The 16,376-nt window shown below is 61.8% G+C and carries 13 protein-coding genes and 1 tRNA gene; 9 read left to right on the forward strand and 5 right to left on the reverse strand.

The window, feature by feature from the left end; all coding sequences use genetic code 11:
• Nucleotides 1-68 precede the first annotated feature (68 nt).
• The 4 genes from EGN72_RS11465 to EGN72_RS11480 all read left to right on the forward strand — a co-directional run bounded on the left by EGN72_RS11465 (nucleotide 69) and on the right by EGN72_RS11480 (nucleotide 3,174).
• Nucleotides 69-893 (forward strand): serine protease, encoded by an 825-nt coding sequence (locus tag EGN72_RS11465; protein WP_127047677.1) that lies wholly within the window; start codon nucleotides 69-71, stop codon nucleotides 891-893.
• Nucleotides 890-1,768 (forward strand): serine protease, encoded by an 879-nt coding sequence (locus tag EGN72_RS11470; protein WP_233587118.1) that lies wholly within the window; start codon nucleotides 890-892, stop codon nucleotides 1,766-1,768. Before EGN72_RS11465 ends, EGN72_RS11470 begins: the two co-directional genes overlap by 4 nt.
• 121 nt (nucleotides 1,769-1,889) lie before the next feature.
• The gene (locus EGN72_RS11475) at nucleotides 1,890-2,384 is read left to right on the forward strand and encodes an Hsp20 family protein (RefSeq protein ID WP_127047681.1); all 495 of its coding nucleotides are present in this window, start codon (nucleotides 1,890-1,892) and stop codon (nucleotides 2,382-2,384) included.
• Nucleotides 2,385-2,568: 184 nt separating this feature from the next.
• Complete coding sequence (locus EGN72_RS11480) at nucleotides 2,569-3,174, forward strand: response regulator transcription factor (RefSeq protein WP_127047683.1); 606 nt, start codon at nucleotides 2,569-2,571, stop codon at nucleotides 3,172-3,174.
• Nucleotides 3,175-3,278: 104 nt separating this feature from the next.
• On the opposite strand, the gene EGN72_RS11485 is transcribed toward EGN72_RS11480, so the two are convergent.
• Nucleotides 3,279-3,353 (reverse strand) — tRNA-Gly (locus tag EGN72_RS11485).
• Between the two features lie 210 nt (nucleotides 3,354-3,563).
• On the opposite strand from EGN72_RS11485, the gene EGN72_RS11490 reads away from it, so the two are divergent.
• Both EGN72_RS11490 and EGN72_RS11495 read left to right on the forward strand, forming a co-directional pair.
• The gene (locus tag EGN72_RS11490; protein WP_127047685.1) at nucleotides 3,564-4,085 is read left to right on the forward strand and encodes an alkylphosphonate utilization protein; all 522 of its coding nucleotides are present in this window, start codon (nucleotides 3,564-3,566) and stop codon (nucleotides 4,083-4,085) included.
• Nucleotides 4,086-4,288: 203 nt separating this feature from the next.
• A complete protein-coding gene (locus EGN72_RS11495; protein ID WP_127047687.1) occupies nucleotides 4,289-4,525 on the forward strand; it encodes an EF-hand domain-containing protein in 237 nt (78 codons plus the stop codon).
• 271 nt (nucleotides 4,526-4,796) lie between these two features.
• Here EGN72_RS11495 and EGN72_RS11500 read toward each other — a convergent pair whose 3' ends face one another.
• Together EGN72_RS11500 and EGN72_RS11505 are read right to left on the reverse strand one after the other, a co-directional pair.
• Complete coding sequence (locus EGN72_RS11500; RefSeq protein WP_127047689.1) at nucleotides 4,797-8,258, reverse strand: pyruvate carboxylase; 3,462 nt, start codon at nucleotides 8,256-8,258, stop codon at nucleotides 4,797-4,799.
• 132 nt (nucleotides 8,259-8,390) lie between these two features.
• Complete coding sequence (locus tag EGN72_RS11505; RefSeq protein WP_127047690.1) at nucleotides 8,391-9,893, reverse strand: MDR family MFS transporter; 1,503 nt, start codon at nucleotides 9,891-9,893, stop codon at nucleotides 8,391-8,393.
• 120 nt (nucleotides 9,894-10,013) lie between these two features.
• Here EGN72_RS11505 and EGN72_RS11510 point away from each other — a divergent pair, with 120 nt between their 5' ends.
• Complete coding sequence (locus EGN72_RS11510; protein WP_127047692.1) at nucleotides 10,014-10,604, forward strand: MarR family winged helix-turn-helix transcriptional regulator; 591 nt, start codon at nucleotides 10,014-10,016, stop codon at nucleotides 10,602-10,604.
• 74 nt (nucleotides 10,605-10,678) lie between these two features.
• The gene (locus EGN72_RS11515) at nucleotides 10,679-13,042 is read left to right on the forward strand and encodes an ATP-dependent helicase (RefSeq protein ID WP_127047693.1); all 2,364 of its coding nucleotides are present in this window, start codon (nucleotides 10,679-10,681) and stop codon (nucleotides 13,040-13,042) included.
• 49 nt (nucleotides 13,043-13,091) lie between these two features.
• Here the strand turns inward: EGN72_RS11515 and EGN72_RS11520 are convergent, their stop codons facing one another.
• Both EGN72_RS11520 and EGN72_RS11525 read right to left on the reverse strand, forming a co-directional pair.
• On the reverse strand, nucleotides 13,092-14,240 hold the full coding sequence (locus EGN72_RS11520) for a benzoate/H(+) symporter BenE family transporter (RefSeq protein ID WP_127047695.1): 1,149 nt from the start codon (nucleotides 14,238-14,240) through the stop codon (nucleotides 13,092-13,094).
• A 489-nt stretch (nucleotides 14,241-14,729) separates the two neighbouring features.
• Nucleotides 14,730-14,945, reverse strand: a complete 216-nt coding sequence (locus EGN72_RS11525; protein ID WP_199743740.1) for a DUF1127 domain-containing protein — start codon at nucleotides 14,943-14,945, stop codon at nucleotides 14,730-14,732.
• Nucleotides 14,946-15,194: 249 nt separating this feature from the next.
• On the opposite strand from EGN72_RS11525, the gene EGN72_RS11530 reads away from it, so the two are divergent.
• Entirely contained in the window at nucleotides 15,195-16,271 is a 1,077-nt protein-coding gene (locus tag EGN72_RS11530) for an Mrp/NBP35 family ATP-binding protein (RefSeq protein WP_127047697.1), read from the forward strand.
• Nucleotides 16,272-16,376 lie beyond the last annotated feature (105 nt).

Consider the following 16,376-nt stretch of genomic DNA (forward strand, 5'->3'; position numbering starts at 1 on the left):
TTCACGCGCCACAGCCATAAATCTGCCTTAAACACCCCGTATCGCGGTCAGACGAAATCGGAGGTTGCATGGCTGTTCTTCAAATCCTGTCGCGTGGCGCGCTTTGCGTGATGATGGTTTTCGCGCTGCGCGGTGTCGCCAGTGCCGAGGAATCTGCCTTGCGCAGGCTGGATACCGGCGATGAAAGCCGGGGCTGGAATGCCGTGGGGCGGCTGAACATGGGCAAGCGCAGCTTTTGCACCGGGGCCTTGATTGCGCCCAATCTGGTGCTGACAGCCGCGCATTGCCTGTTCGATTCCAAGACCGGCGCGCGTATCGACCCGACCGAGATTGAATTTCTGGCAGGCTGGCGCAATGGCCGCGCGGCGGCCTATCGTGGCATCAAGCATGCGATTGCCCATCCCGAATATGTGTATAGCGGCGCCGACAAGCTGACCCGCGTGTCCTATGATCTGGCGCTGCTGGAACTGGATCAGCCGATCCGCATGACCTCTATCCCGCCCTTTGAAACCGATCTTTTGCCGCATACCGGCGATGAGGTGGGCGTGGTCTCCTATGCCCGCGACCGGTCCGAGGCGCCCAGCCTGCAAGAAGTGTGCCATGTGCTGAACCAGGAAGCGCAGCTTTTGGTGCTGTCCTGCAATGTCGATTTCGGTTCTTCGGGCGCGCCGATCTTTTCGGTGCGCGACGGGGTGGCGCGCGTTGTCTCCGTCGTGTCGTCCAAGGCCGATTATGGCGGCTCTGAAGTGGCGCTTGGCACCTCGTTGCAAGGGCCGCTGCAAACCCTGCGCGCCAGCCTGGAGGCTGAAAGCAGCCCGTTTCAGAAAACCGATCCCGCCCAGCGTGATATGGAAGCCGGGGCCGGGAACAGCGCGAAATTCGTAAAACCATGAGCGGGCGGGCGGGCCATACAGCACCCATGCGGCGCTTGGCCGGGTTTGCCGTGCTGCTGTCGCTGCTGGCCCCCGCCGCCGCCGCGCAACAAACCAACACCGGGCTAGAGGCGCTGGGCCGCCGCGATCAGGTGCTGGGATGGGAGGCCGTGGGCCGCGTGGATATGAACAACGCGGGCTTTTGCACCGGTACCCTGATTGCCCCCGATCTGGTGCTGACGGCGGCGCATTGCCTGTTCGATCAGGCCAAAGGCGCGCCCTATGACCCTGCATCGATCCAATTCCGGGCAGGGTTGCGCGATACCAAGATCATCGCCGCTTCGCGCGTGCGCCGCGCGGTGGCGCATCCCGGCTATACACCCTTTGCGGCGGTCAGCACTGACAGCATCCGCCATGATGTGGCACTTCTGGAACTGGCCGAGGCGATCCCGGCGGGCCGGGCCGCCCCTTTTGCCATCGCGGCACCGGGCAGCAGTAAAACCGTCAGCGTGGTCTCCTATGCCCGCGACCGCGAGGCCACGCTGTCTTGGCAACGCGCTTGCCACATCGGCGACCATTTCGCCGAAATCATGTCCTTTGATTGCGATGTCAATCACGGCTCCTCTGGGGCGCCGGTGTTTGATTTGTCTGACGGGCGGGCCAAGATTATTGCGGTGATCTCCTCGGGCAGTCGTGATGGCGGCAAGGCGATCTCTTACGGGATGGAATTGCCCCGGATGGTCGCCGATCTGAAAGCCGCGCTGCGGTCTGGCAAAGGCGTGATCCTGGCCAAGGGTGATGCCCCTGTGGCGCAGATCCGGCGCATCGGCGTCTCAGATGCCGGGAAATCCAGCAGCGGCGCGCGTTTTGTCAAAGCCCGCACCACCACCCCTTGAATCCGCGCAAAGCCTTCCCAATTTTATAAGACCGGGTGCCAAAATTGGGCCCGGCCTTACCCAGAGCGGCCTGTCCAACTCAGCGGAGGGCTGCCAAACGCATCGCTTTACGGAGGATGATATGCGTAACTTTGATCTGACCCCCCTTTACCGTGCAACGGTCGGCTTTGACCGCATTGCAGACCTGATGGATCGCGCGCTGACCGCAGATGTCACCCAGCCCAGCTATCCGCCCTATAATATCGAAAAGACCGATGAAAACGCCTATCGCATCTCGGTGGCCGTGGCCGGGTTCACCCCGGATGAACTGTCGGTCGAGGTGAAAGAGGCCACGCTGGTGATCGCTGCCCGCAAGGCCGAGGAAGCGCAGACCAGCCATTTCCTGCACCGTGGCATCGCCACCCGCGCCTTTGAACGCCGCTTCGCGCTGGCTGATCATATGCGCGTGACAGGGGCTGTGCATGAACATGGCATGCTGCATATCGAACTGATCCGCGAGATGCCCGAAGCGCTGAAACCGCGCCGCATTGAAATCGCGCGCGGGGCAGGCCGCCCGGCACAACCGCAGATTTCCAAGCCGGACCCGGTTGAACTGCCGGAAACCGTGGAAACCTGATCCGCGATACAGCAAATAGAATCGGGCGCAATCAATCGGTTGCGCCCGACCGTTGTTTTGCGACATCAATTTGCGATTTTTCCCGGTTGTGCAGCCTATCGCAGCGCTGGTAATGCGAACCGAATGTGCTAAGCTATACGAAAGGCTATAAGCACAAATCTATTTTTAAGAAAGGCAGGCGGGCGTGAAAATCCTAGTGACGGATGATCATGACCTTGTGCGCGAAACCATCGCCGCGTTTCTGCTTGCCGAAGGGGTAGAGGTTGCCGATACCGCCGCCACCTTGCCCGAAGCCCTGAAAACCATGGCCGAGACGCGCTATGATCTGGTGTTGCTGGATCATGATATGCCCAGCATGTTCGGGCTGACAGGCCTTGTGCAAGCGATCGAGGCCGGGGCGGGCACACCCGTGGCTTTGATGTCGGGCAGCACCTCTCGCGAATTGGCCGAGGCGGCGCTGGAGGCCGGCGCGATTGGCTTTGTGCCCAAAAAGATGGCCTCTCGCGCGATGGTGGCAGCCGTCAAGCTGATGGCGAAAGGCGATACCTTCGCGCCGATTGGTCTGTTGCAATCGGATGTGGCGCCGGGTGCGCCGCTGGCCATGCTGACGCGTCGCGAAACCTCGGTTCTGCGCGGCATATGCGAGGGCAAATCCAACAAGGAAATCGCCCGCGATCTGGATTTGCAGGAGGTCACGGTCAAGCTGCATGCCAAAACGCTTAGCCGGAAACTGGATGCGAAAAACCGCACCCATGCCGCGATGATCGCACGCAATGGCGGGATGCTGTAACCGCCCGCGCCTTTTGTCCTGAGACGGAACCGCCCCCCAAACCCGCAAAACGCAAAAGACCGCCCGAAGGCGGCCTTTGCAAGCGTCAGACGCTGTTTCCGAATTGGAGCGGGCGATGAGATTCGAACTCACGACCCTAACCTTGGCAAGGTTATGCTCTACCCCTGAGCTACGCCCGCACTCCGTTTCGGTGAGGCAGGATGTATAAAGCTGTGGCGTCAGCCGCAAGGGGGAAAATGCGCGTTTTGAAAAAAAATCTTTGTGCGGGGTGAAAAAAATTGCGGTGCGGGGCAGGGGCGGTGGCGCATGTGGGCGCGCGGGTCATGGCGCGGGCATTGCCAAGTCGGGCCATGGCTTCTATGCCGGGACGAGAAAAAGGAATTGGCGCAATGACATTGGAAGAGCTTTTGGTCCGCAGCGGCGGGGTATGTGAGTTTTGTGGCGAAGATCAGCGCCTTGCGGGGGTAGAGGTGGCCCCGGCAGGCCCGATCGTGCTGTGCGCCTTGTGCCGTGGCGATCGCGCTGCCAGCGCCGAGCATTGGCGCTGTCTGGAAGGGGCTGCCTGGTCGGCGGTGCCTGCGGTGCAATATGCGGCTTGGCGGCGGCTTGCATCGCTGGAGGAGCCATGGGCGGCCGAGACGCGCGATGCGATGGTCCTGCTGCCCGAGGTGCAGGCCCTTGTGGATGCGCCGCCCGCCGTGATCCACCGCGACAGCAATGGCGTGCAACTGACGCAGGGCGATACGGTGGTTCTGATCAAGGACCTGCCGGTCAAGGGCGCAGGCTTTACCGCCAAACGTGGCACGGCGGTGCGCGGCATTGGCCTTGTGGCCGAGAATGCCGCCCATATCGAAGGCCGGGTGGATGGCCAGCGCATCGTGATTCTGACCGAGTTCGTGAAGAAGAAATAATCTTCGCAACGGGAATTATGGGGGGGCCGGGGGGCAGTTTGGTCTGCGCTGCATCTTTCCGCCGAAGGCCCCAAAGCATCGGCGGAAAATTGCCAGAGGCCGAAAGAATCAATCTGGATTTCCGTTTTTATATCAGTATGTTGCCGCTCGAAGGCAATGTGCCTTTGGTGCGGCCCTGCGGGGCCGGTTTATGGAGACTAACTATGAAGAAATTCGTTCTGGCCCTCGGCGCAATCTCGGCTTTGGTCGTGGCACAGGCAAACGCTCAGACCGCTATCGCTGACACCGATGGCAACGGCGTATACTCGATGGAAGAGCTGGTTGCAGCATTCCCGGATCTGACCGAAGAGAACTTCAAAGCTGCTGACACCAATGCCGACGGTTCCATCGACATGGAAGAGCTGGCAGCCGCTGTTGAAGCAGGCCACATCCCGGCATAATCGGGACTGATCCGGCATCCGGCTGGGTCCAAAGGGCCGTCGCATCCTGCGGCGGCTCTTTTGTTTTTGGGGGGGCGGCTTCCCCCCTGCGCCCTAAGGCGCATTCCAAAGACGCCATTTCCGCGGAAAATGCGTCGACCAAAGGTATTTTTACCAAGATGAAAACGGGGGTGCCGAGGGTTGCGCTGGCCAAGGGCTGGGCACCCCTACACAAATGAGAACGCCCGCCCCAGCGCGTGGGACGGGCGTTGCAAGTTGGCTGGTTTGGTCCTTATTCCAGCTCGACCAGCAGATCCTTGGCGTCGATTTGTGCGCCGGGGGTCACATGCACCGCTTTGACCACGGCGGCGCGGTCGGCGTGCAGGCCGGTTTCCATCTTCATCGCCTCAATCGTCAGCAGCAGATCGCCTGCATTGACCTTTTGGCCCACGGTCACACCGACAGAGGCAATCGACCCCGGCATCGGCGCGCCGATATGGTTTGGATTGCCTTCGGCGGCTTTGGGCTTGGCGGCGGTTTTGGCCTTGATCGCCCGGTTCGGCACGCGGATCACGCGCGGCTGACCGTTGAGTTCAAAGAACACCTTCACATCGCCGTCATCGGTGGTTTCGCCCACGGCTTGCAGGCGGATTTCCAGCGTTTTGCCGGGGTCAATCTCGGCGGTGATCTCTTCGCCTGCGTCCATGCCGTAAAAGAAGGTGCGGGTGGGCAGGGCGCGCACCGGGCCATAGGTGCGGTGGCGACTGCGGTAATCCATAAAGACCTTGGGATACATCAGATAGCCGTTCAGGTCTTCGTCATCCACCGCTTCGTCGTCCGGCTCTTCGGCATCGGCGGCCAGATCGGCGGCGAGTTTTGCCCGCACCGCCTCCAGATCGACGGGGGGCAGATGCGCGCCGGGGCGGTCGCTGTTCGGGGCCTCCCCCTTCAACACCTTTTTCAAGATGCCTTCGGGCCAGCCGCCATGCGGTTGCCCCAGATTGCCCTTCAGCATGTCGATCACGGAATCGGGAAAGACCACCTCAACCGCCGGGTCCTCGACCTGCGCGCGGTTCAGGCCTTGGGCCACCATCATCAAGGCCATATCGCCCACAACCTTGGACGACGGCGTCACCTTGACGATATCGCCGAACATCTGGTTCACATCGGCATAGGTCTGGGCGACCTCGTGCCAGCGTTCCTCCAGCCCCAAGGACCGCGCTTGCGCCTTGAGGTTGGTAAACTGGCCGCCGGGCATTTCATGCAAGTAAACCTCGGAGGCGGGGGCTTGCAGGCCGCTTTCGAAGGCCGCGTAATGGGCGCGCACGCCTTCCCAATAGTTGGAAATCTCGCGGATCGCGCCGATATCGAGGCCGGTGTCGCGGTCTGTGTGGCGCAGCGCCTCGACAATCGTGCCAAGCGTGGCCTGAGAGGTGTTGCCCGACAGCGCATCCATCGCGCAATCCACGGCATCCACGCCTGCCTCGGCAGCCGCCAGAATGGTGGCGCAGGCGATCCCTGCGGTGTCATGCGTGTGGAAGTGGATCGGCAGGCCGACCTCTTCTTTCAGGGCCTTGATCAGCACGCGGGCAGCGGCGGGTTTCAGCAAGCCTGCCATGTCTTTCAGGCCCAGCACATGCGCGCCTGCGGCCTTCAAATCCTTACCCATCGCGACATAATATTTCAGGTTATACTTGGCGCGGTCGGGGTTCAGCATATCGCCGGTATAGCAAATCGTGCCTTCGCAGACCTTGTTCGATTCGATTACGGCATCCATCGCGACGCGCATGTTTTCCACCCAGTTCAGGCTGTCGAACACCCGGAACACATCGACCCCGGTTTCAGCCGCCTGTTTCACAAAGGCTTGCACCACATTGTCGGGATAGTTGGTGTAGCCCACGCCGTTCGACGCGCGCAGCAGCATCTGCGTCATCACATTCGGCATGGCGGCGCGGATATCGCGCAGGCGCTGCCACGGACATTCCTGCAAGAAGCGATAGGCCACATCGAACGTCGCCCCGCCCCAACATTCGACCGAGAACAGCCCGCCAAGGTTGGCCGAATAGGCCGGCGCCACACGGATCATATCAATCGAGCGCATGCGGGTCGCCAGCAAGGACTGGTGGCCATCGCGCATGGTGGTGTCGGTGATCAGCAGCCTGGATTGCGCGCGCATCCAGTCGGCCACGGCCTGCGGGCCTTTTTGTTCCAGCAGGTTGCGGGTGCCCATCGGGGGTTCCGCGCGCAGGGCCGGGGGCTTGGGCTCGCGGATTTCGGTCATCGGCACGGGGCGGCCTGCGGTTTCGGGATGCCCGTTCACGGTGATATCCGCGATATAGGTCAGGATTTTCGTCGCCCGGTCGCGGCGTTTCTTGAAATCCATCAGCTCTGGCGTCGTGTCGATGAACTTGGTGGTATAGGTGTTGTTCAGGAAGGTCGGATGCTTCAGCAGGTTTTCGACAAAGGCGATATTGGTGGAAACCCCGCGAATACGGAATTCGCGCAGCGCACGGTCCATCCGTTTGATCGCGGCTTCGGGCGTTTGCGCCCAAGCCGTTACCTTGACCAGCAGACTGTCATAATAGCGCGTGATCACCCCGCCGGAATAGGCGGTGCCACCGTCCAGACGAATCCCCATACCGGTGGCCGAACGATAGGCGGTGATGCGGCCGTAATCGGGGATGAAGTTGTTTTGCGGGTCTTCGGTTGTCACCCGGCATTGCAGCGCGTGGCCTGACAGGGTCACATCGGCTTGGGTGGGGGCGCCTGTGGCCTCGGCCAGTGTCTTGCCTTCCGCGATGCGGATTTGTGCCTGCACGATGTCGATACCGGTGACTTCTTCGGTCACGGTATGTTCGACCTGCACGCGCGGGTTCACTTCGATGAAGTAGAATTTCTCGTCGTCCATATCCATCAGGAATTCGACGGTGCCCGCACATTCATAGCCGACATGGGCGCAGATCTTGCGGCCAAGCTCGCAGACCTCGGCGCGCTGGGCGTCGGTCAGGTAGGGGGCCGGGGCGCGTTCCACCACTTTCTGGTTGCGGCGCTGCACGGAACAATCCCGCTCATACAGGTGGTAGATTTCCCCATGTTTGTCGCCAAGGATTTGCACTTCGACGTGGCGCGCGCGCAGGATCATCTTTTCCAGATAGCCCTCGCCATTGCCAAAGGCAGCTTCGGCCTCGCGGCGGCCCTCGCGCACCTTGTCGGCCAGTTCCTTTTCCGACAGGATCGGGCGCATCCCACGCCCGCCGCCACCCCAAGACGCTTTCAGCATCAACGGATAGCCCACTTCGGCGGCTTGCTTTTTCACCACATCCATATCATCGCCCAGCACATCGGTGGCGGGGATGACGGGAACGCCCGCCTCGATCGCCACGCGCCGCGCGCTGGCCTTGTCGCCAAGCGCGCGCATCGTGGCCGCCTTGGGGCCGATAAAGGTAATCCCTGCCGCATCGCAGGCATCCACGAAATCCGGGTTTTCCGACAGCAGGCCATAGCCGGAGTGGATGGCATCCGCGCCCGACATCTTGGCCACGCGGATAATCTCGGGGATGCTGAGATATGCCCCCACCGGCGACAGGCCTTCACCGATCCGATACGCCTCATCCGCTTTGAAGCGGTGCAGGCCCAGCTTGTCTTCCTCGGCATAGACGGCGACGGTTTTCTTGCCCATCTCATTGGCGGCGCGCATCACGCGGATCGCAATCTCGCCCCGGTTGGCAATCAGAATTTTGCGGAATTCGGCCATGACGGTCCCCCCAAAGGAATAAGTTTGGCCGCACTTTAGGCACGCCGCAGTGCAGCGCAATACCCCAGAGGGCTATTCTTGAAACATTTGTGAAAGAATCACCGTTGCAGGCGTGGTTTTGCTGCGCGCGGCCTATTCGCCGCGCGGCACCATCCGGTTTGCCAGCGGAATCTCATGCAAGGCATAGGCCAGCGCAAGGCCGATGGCGGCCATGCCCGCGCTGATCCAAAAGATCGGATGCACCGCCGAAACGATTGCCGCGCCCACCGCCTCTTGCAGCTCTGGCGTCAGGGTGGCGATGATCTGCGGGCCAATCTCGCCCCCCAACTCGGCCGCCGTGTCGCCCAGAATTCCTGCCATCCGCCCGGCAAACAAGGCGCCAAACACCGCCACCGCAAGCGACCCCCCGATCTGGCGGAACATCACCCCGGCGGCCGTTGCCGTGCCCAGTTGCGCGCGCGGCACAGCGTTTTGCACCGCCGTCGTCACCACCGGGAAAATACAGCCCAACCCGGCCCCCAACACTCCGACATAAAGGCCAAAGGTGGCGGTGCCCGTGCCCCGGTCAATCTGCGTCAGCAGCAAAGTGCCCAGCATCGCAAGCCCCATCCCGATCATCGGCAGCATCCGATAGCGCCCGGTGCGGCCCATGAATTGCCCCGCAAGGGTCGAGGATACCACGATCCCCGCTGTCATCGGCACCAGCATCAAGCCTGATGCGGTGGGCGTGATGCCTTTGGCGATTTGCAGGTAAAGCGGCAGAAACGTCACCGCCCCAAACAGCACCGCCCCGGTGACAAAGCCGATCAGACTGGTGAACACAAAGACGTTTTGCGAAAACAGCGTGGGCGGCAAAATCGGTTCCGCCGCGCGTCGCTCAATCGCCATGAAAGACAGGGTCGCTGTGACAAACAGCGCGATTAGCCCCAGCGCCTCGGCCGAGCCCCAGCCGAAAGAGCGCCCGCCAAGGCTTGTCACCAGTGCCAGGCTGCCCAAGGACAGCGACAGTGCCGCCGCCCCGGCCCAGTCGATGCTGCGCTTTTCGCGCTTGCCCGTGGGGGCAAAGCCTGCCGCAAACCCCATCACGGCCAAGGCCCCCAAGGGCAGGTTGATATAGAAAATCCAGTGCCAGCTGAACGCATCCACGAACCAGCCGCCCAGCAGCGGCCCCAGCACCGATGACAGCGAAAACACCGCCGCGAAGACGCCTTGTATCTTGCCCCGCTCTTTCGGGGGGATCACATCGCCAATCACCGACAGCGCCAGCACAAACAGCCCGCCGCCGCCAATCCCTTGCAAGCCCCGTGCTGCGATCAGCGCCTCCATGCTGCCCGCCATCCCGCACAGGGTAGAGCCGAGCAGGAACAACCCGACCGAGACGAACACCATGTTCCGCCGCCCGAACAGATCGCCCAGCTTGCCATACAGTGGCGCCGAAATGGTGGAGGCCAGAATATAAGCCGTCACCACCCATGACAGATGGTCCAGCCCGCCCAGATCGGACACGATGGTCGGCAGGGCAGTGGACACGATGGTCTGATCCAAGGAGGCCAGCAGCAGCAGCACCGCGACCGAGCCGATGACAAGGCGAATCGACTGCGGGGGTTGCGCGGGGCTATGGGCTTCGGGGGGCATGGTCACTCCGTTGTCGCTGGGATGCGTCGGGCCTATGCCTATGGCAATTATATGTCAACAGCACATAAATGTGAGCCGCATATTCTTGACAGACCCGCCCGCAGCCGTCAGATCAACGCCATGACGAAGAACACCGCGCCCCCTGTTGCCCCTGCCGCCTTCGGCCTGAAGGTGCATGACGGTTTGCGCCCGCATGTTCTGGCCAAGGGCCATTCCGAAGCGGCAGCCGATGCGATGGTGGATTTTGATGCGGCTGCCTTTGTCTTTCACCGGCTTGCCGCGCGCGGGGATATGCCGCGCAAGCTGTTGGCCGAGATGGGCCAAACGCTGGAAATCCTGCAATTTCAAAGCCTCGCCGCAATTCTGCGGATTCAAAGCGGCAAGGGCCAGCGCCCCGCACAACCCGCCACCATCGGCCTTCTGGCCGAAGAATTGCACCTTGACCCTTCGCGCGCCAGCCGCATCGCCGCTGACCTGATCGCTGCGGGCTATCTGCGCCGAGAGGCCGCGCAGGACGATGGCCGCAAATCGGTTCTGGTGCTGACCGACCGGGCCGAAGACCTGTTTTGCAGCTTTCGCGACCTGCGTTTCGACAAGGTGATGCAGGTGTTCAACGGCTGGAGCGATGCCGAGATCATCCAGTTCGCGGCGCTGTTTTCGCGCTATTGCGCCCGGATGAAAGAGGTTTTTCACGATGGCGGTGCGGTGTGATCCGCACCTGATATTGTGCGAACAATCGCAGAACACCGCTTTCCCTTGCAGAAATTCCGCGCTAACTTGGGGTTATGAACGGATATGACGAAAATGACGCCTTTGAGGCGGCCGCAGCCCCGATCCCGCTGTCTCAACGTGCCATGGCCGCGCGGCCAACGCCCTATCTCGATGATCTGAACCCCGCCCAACGCGCCGCGGTAGAGGCGCTGGATGGCCCGGTGCTGATGCTGGCAGGGGCTGGCACGGGCAAGACCAAGGCGCTGACCGCCCGCATCGCGCATCTGCTCAACACCGGGCGCGCCCGCCCGAATGAGATTCTGGCCGTCACCTTCACCAACAAAGCCGCGCGTGAGATGAAAGACCGCGTGGGCCGTTTGATGGGCGGGTCGGATGCTGGGCTGGCATGGATGGGCACCTTCCACTCCATCTCTGTGAAAATCCTGCGCCGTCATGCGGAATTGGTGGGGCTGAAAAGCAATTTCACCATTCTGGACACGGATGATCAGTTGCGGCTGCTCAAGCAACTCATCACCGCCAACAGCATTGATGAAAAGCGCTGGCCCGCGCGGATGCTAGCCGGGCTGATCGACGCGTGGAAAAACCGCGCTTGGACGCCGGAAAAAGTGCCTTCGTCCGAGGCATCTGCCTATAACAACCGCGGGACAGAGCTTTACCAGCAATATCAGGACCGCTTGAAATCCCTGAACGCCACCGATTTCGGCGATCTGCTTTTGCACACCGTCACCCTGTTTCAGGCGCATCCCGATATTCTGGCGCAGTATCAGCGCTGGTTCCGCTATATCCTTGTTGACGAATACCAGGATACCAACGTCGCCCAATATCTCTGGCTGCGGCTTCTGGCGCAAAGCCACAAGAATATCTGCTGTGTGGGGGATGACGATCAGTCGATCTATGGCTGGCGCGGGGCCGAGGTGGGTAATATCCTGCGGTTTGAAAAGGATTTTCCTGGCGCGCATGTGGTGCGGCTGGAACAGAATTACCGCTCCACCCCGCATATCCTCGCCGCCGCCTCTGCGGTGATTGAGGCGAATACGGGGCGGCTTGGCAAAACTCTGTGGACCGAAGCGACCGAGGGCGAAAAGGTTCGGCTGATCGGCCATTGGGACGGCGAGGAAGAGGCCCGCTGGATCGGGGATGAGCTGGAGGCTTTGCAACGCGGCACCCGCCAGATGGGTCCGCGCAGCCTTGACGATATGGCGATCTTCGTGCGCGCCAGCCACCAGATGCGCGCCTTTGAGGATCGGTTTCTGACCATCGGTCTGCCCTACCGTGTCATCGGCGGCCCGCGCTTTTATGAACGCTTGGAAATCCGCGATGCGATGGCCTATTTTCGGCTTGCCGTCTCCCCCGATGATGATCTGGCCTTTGAGCGCGTCGTGAACACGCCCAAACGCGGGCTTGGCGACAAGGCGCAGCAAAACATCCAGCGCGTCGCGCGGGCGGGGGGGATGTCTTTGCTGGACGGCGCGCGCGCGCTGCTTGCCGAAGGCGGTATTGGCGGCAAAGGGGCAGGCCAGTTGCGCGGTTTTGTCGATGGTATGGCCCGCTGGCATGAGGCGACGCTGGCCCCCAACTACAACCATATCGAACTGGCCGAGGTGATTCTGGAGGAATCCGGCTATACCGAGATGTGGCAAAACGACAAAACGCCAGAGGCACCGGGGCGGCTGGAAAACCTGAAAGAACTGGTCAAGGCATTGGAGCAATTCGAAAACCTGCAAGGGTTCCTCGAACATGTCAGCCTGATCATGGAAAATGAGACCGAAGAGCAAGGCGCCAAGGTCAGCATCATGACCCTGCACGCCGCCAAGGGCCTTGAATTTCCCGCTGTCTTTTTGCCGGGGTGGGAGGATGGTCTGTTCCCCAGCCAGCGCAGCATGGACGACTCCGGCAAAAAGGGCTTGGAGGAGGAGCGCCGCCTCGCCTATGTCGGCATCACCCGTGCCGAGGAATTGTGCACAATCTCCTTTGCCGCCAATCGCCGCGTCTATGGCCAATGGCAAAGCCAGCTTCCCAGCCGGTTCATTGATGAATTGCCTGCCAATCATGTTGATATCCTTACGCCGCCCGGTCTTTATGGCGGCGGCTATGGTGCCGCAGCGCCAGCACCGCGCATCGAGGAACGTGCCGCCAATGCCGATGTCTATAATTCCCCCGGATGGCGCAGGATGCAGGAACGCAGTGCCACCCGCCCGATCAGCCAGCCGCGCGAGGCGAAAAACAGCGTGATTGATTTGAAGGCCGTGTCCTCTTTCACGCTGCGCGACCGGGTGTTTCACCAGAAATTCGGCTATGGCACGATTGAGGCGATTGAGGGCGACAAGCTGGACGTGAGTTTTGACAAGGCCGGGTCGAAAAAAGTGGTCGCAGGCTTTGTCGTGGCTGCGGATGAGGCGCATGACCTGCCGTTCTAAGGCGTGGCCAAGGGTGGATCAGGTATTTTTGCCAAGATGAAATCAGGCGTCAGGCTGTTTTCTTCAACCGTTCCATTCCATAGACCAAAAGCCCGGCCAGCAAACCCCAGAAGGCAGCGCCGATGCCAAAGACCGAAACCGAAGACGCGGTGACCACCAGTGTCACCAGCCCCGCAAAGCGTTGATCGGCATGGGCAAAAGCCCCGGTCGCCGCCCCCATCAATGGCCCCAGCAGCGCCAGCGCCACAAGGGCTGCGACCAAAGCCGGGGGCAGGGCGGCGATAAACGGGATGATCAGCGGGCCGAACGCCCCCAGCAGCAGCCAGACCCCGGCATAGGCAATCCCCACTTTCCAGCGCTGGGCGCGGTCGGGGTGAACCTCATCGGCAAGGCAGATCGCAGCGGTGATGGCCGCCATGCTGATCGTATGCGCCCCGGCAAAGGCCGAAAGCCCCGAGGCGGCACCCGTTGCCAGAAGGGCAGGGCGCACGGGCGGCGTGTATCCGGCAGCGCGCAACACCGCAAACCCCGGCAGGTTCTGCGACGCCATCGTCACCAGATAGAGCGGCACGCCAAGGCCAATCAGCACCGAGGCGCGGAACTCTGGCCAGATCCAGACCAAGCTGGGCAGGCGCAGTGACAGGGCGGGGGCGGCGGCTTCTCCGATCCCGAAGGCAAGGGCAAGCCCGGTGGCAAGGGCGGCGAGCACCGCCAGTGCGGGATTATACAGCCGCACCAGCGCGAACACCGCCACCATCGGCAGCACCAAAGCCGGCGCGGCCTGCGCAGAGGCCATCAAGGGCAGGCAAAAGGGCAGCAGCACGCCAGCCAGCATCCCCGCTGCAATCCCGTCCGGGATGCGCTGCACCAATCGCCCCAATGGCCCCCATGCCCCTGTCAGCATGATCATCCCCGCGGCCAGCAAAAACGCCCCGACCGCCTCGGCCATGTTGATCCCTTCGCTTGCCGCGATCAGCGCCAGCCCCGGCGTCGACCATGCCAGCACCACCGGCACACGGGTATAGGCGCTGAGAAAGCCGCTGGTCAGCCCTTTGGCAAGGCAGATCGCAAAGACCCAGGACGCCGCCTGCGCCGGGGTCGCACCCACCGCCGCCGCCGCCGAAAGCAGCAGCGCAATCGTGCTGCCATATCCGACAAGCGAGGCGACAAGTGCCGATGAAATCAGGGAAATCCGCATGGGTCAGCCTTTTGCTTTGTGGCTGACTATCCTGTGTGTGGTGCTGCGGGGCAAGCCCGAAATGGAAAGCGGCGACACTCAGGGAGGAGGAGAGAGTGCCGCCGTTCCATGTCACTTGATCCAGGGAGGAGGAGAGGACCAAGCAATCTGTGCTGAAGGCTTGCGGCCTTCGAATTTTGTGCAGCGACCCCCGGGAGGAGGATAGGGGCCGCTGCGCTGTCACGTCCGACCCTCGGGAGGAGGTGAGGGCGGGCGTCTGGTTGGGCACGATTACGCAAACCGCATCCCGAAACTTTATGCAGCGACCCCCGGGAGGAGGATAGGGGCCGCTGCGGGTTCCCGTCCGGCTCAGGGAGGAGGAGGAGCCGTGCGGTAAGTCTGGAAACCAAGGTTTCCGAAGAAAGGACGGCGACACGAGGGAGGGAGGAGTTGTGTCGCCGTTTTCGCATCAGGCCCCGGGAGGAGGATAGGGCCGTTGCTATTCAGATGTTACTTGCCGTAGGCCGCTTCAAGGGCGATACGGGTGATCATGGAGCGGGAAATGCCCAGATCGTTCAATTCGCGGGTCGACAGGGCGCGCAGTTCCGAAACAGTCTGGTTGTAAACCCGACGACGGTGCAGGGCCTCTTTTGCCGATTTCACCAGTGCAGCAGCGCGGTCCATCAGACCCAGCGACGCAGCGGAGGACGTGTTCATATAAGCCATTGTCAGCCTCATCTTTCTATTCTTGCAAGCGCCTCTTGTTGCGCTGTTAGGGGTAACATGGGGCAATTGCTGCGCTTGCACAATGGATGATGCTGCAATGCAGCTATGCAGTTGCAGCATGGCAAAACTGGTAAATTAACCCAAGGGAAACAGGCACTTCGCTGAATTTTTTAGCGTTTGGTCAACGCGGGCTTGCCCTTTGCCTGCAAAGCGACAACCTATGGTTAAGGAATAAGCGGAGAGATGATCATGGCCCTGACCAAAGAGACTGTATTGGCAACCCTTGCAGGGATTGCGGTGCCGCAGGGCGGCACCCTGGTCTCGCAAGACTTGATTCGGGCCTTGGTGGTGGAGGGCGATAAGATCCGTTTTGTGATCGAAGCGGCGAGCCCGGATGCCGCCCGCGCCCTCGCCCCGGCGCAAGCGGCGGCAGAGGCCGCCTTGCGTGCGCTGCCCGGCGTTGGTGCCGTGCAAGTGGTGATGACAGCGCATGGCCCCGCCGCCAAAACCCAAGCGCCGCCCAGCCTGAAGATCGGGCAACACCCGACCCCGCAGCAAGGCGGCCCCGCCCCGATCAGCGGCATCGACCGGATTATCGCTGTTGGTTCGGGCAAGGGCGGGGTGGGCAAATCCACCGTGTCGTCAAACCTAGCGGTGGCGCTGGCGAAACAGGGGCGGCGCGTTGGCCTGCTGGATGCTGATATATACGGTCCCAGCCAGCCGCGTATGATGGGGGTGTCCAAACGCCCCGCCTCGCCCGATGGCAAAACCATCATCCCGCTTCAGGCGCATGGCGTCACTGTCATGTCTATTGGCCTGATGCTGAACGAAGGTGATGCGGTCGTCTGGCGCGGCCCGATGATCATGGGCGCGCTGCAACAGCTTTTGACGCAGGTGGAATGGGGCAAGCTCGACATCCTTATCATCGACCTGCCGCCGGGGACGGGCGATATTCAACTGACTCTGTGCCAGCGCACGCAGTTGACCGGGGCGATTGTGGTGTCCACCCCGCAGGATGTGGCGATGCTGGATGCCCGCCGCGCGCTGGATATGTTTGCCAAGCTGAAAACCCCGGTGCTGGGGTTGATTGAAAACATGTCTACATATCACTGCCCCAATTGCGGGCATGAGGCGCATCTGTTCGGTCATGGCGGCGTGGCCACCGAGGCGGCCAAGATTGGCGTGCCCTTCCTCGGCGAATTGCCGTTGGAGCTGGAAACCCGCATTGCAGGCGATGCAGGCACGCCGATTGCGCTGGGTGATGGGCCCGCAGCGCAGGCCTATACCGCCTTGGCGCGGCGCCTGATCGCGGGCGGCATGGCCTGAATCGCGCCTTTTCCCAGGCTATCCCACGCAAAACCGCGCCCAAAACGCCATTGGGCGCGGTTTTCTTTGGGATGGCATGGGACAGCGGCAGCGCCACGCGCGCTC

The sequence above is a fragment of the Pseudorhodobacter sp. E13 genome, from assembly GCF_003991405.1.
GTDB lineage: Bacteria > Pseudomonadota > Alphaproteobacteria > Rhodobacterales > Rhodobacteraceae > Pseudorhodobacter.

Excerpts from the sequence above, each read along its gene's own strand:
- EGN72_RS11465 (WP_127047677.1), top strand. The coding sequence starts at position 69 with ATGGCTGTTCTTCAAATCCTGTCGCGTGGCGCGCTTTGCGTGATGATG.
- EGN72_RS11530 (WP_127047697.1), top strand. The coding sequence starts at position 15,195 with ATGGCCCTGACCAAAGAGACTGTATTGGCAACCCTTGCAGGGATTGCG.
- EGN72_RS11500 (WP_127047689.1), bottom strand. The coding sequence starts at position 8,258 with ATGGCCGAATTCCGCAAAATTCTGATTGCCAACCGGGGCGAGATTGCG.
- EGN72_RS11470 (WP_233587118.1), top strand. The coding sequence starts at position 890 with ATGAGCGGGCGGGCGGGCCATACAGCACCCATGCGGCGCTTGGCCGGG.
- EGN72_RS11475 (WP_127047681.1), top strand. The coding sequence starts at position 1,890 with ATGCGTAACTTTGATCTGACCCCCCTTTACCGTGCAACGGTCGGCTTT.
- EGN72_RS11515 (WP_127047693.1), top strand. The coding sequence starts at position 10,679 with ATGAACGGATATGACGAAAATGACGCCTTTGAGGCGGCCGCAGCCCCG.
- EGN72_RS11510 (WP_127047692.1), top strand. The coding sequence starts at position 10,014 with ATGACGAAGAACACCGCGCCCCCTGTTGCCCCTGCCGCCTTCGGCCTG.
- EGN72_RS11520 (WP_127047695.1), bottom strand. The coding sequence starts at position 14,240 with ATGCGGATTTCCCTGATTTCATCGGCACTTGTCGCCTCGCTTGTCGGA.
- EGN72_RS11490 (WP_127047685.1), top strand. The coding sequence starts at position 3,564 with ATGACATTGGAAGAGCTTTTGGTCCGCAGCGGCGGGGTATGTGAGTTT.
- EGN72_RS11505 (WP_127047690.1), bottom strand. The coding sequence starts at position 9,893 with ATGCCCCCCGAAGCCCATAGCCCCGCGCAACCCCCGCAGTCGATTCGC.
- EGN72_RS11525 (WP_199743740.1), bottom strand. The coding sequence starts at position 14,945 with ATGGCTTATATGAACACGTCCTCCGCTGCGTCGCTGGGTCTGATGGAC.
- EGN72_RS11495 (WP_127047687.1), top strand. The coding sequence starts at position 4,289 with ATGAAGAAATTCGTTCTGGCCCTCGGCGCAATCTCGGCTTTGGTCGTG.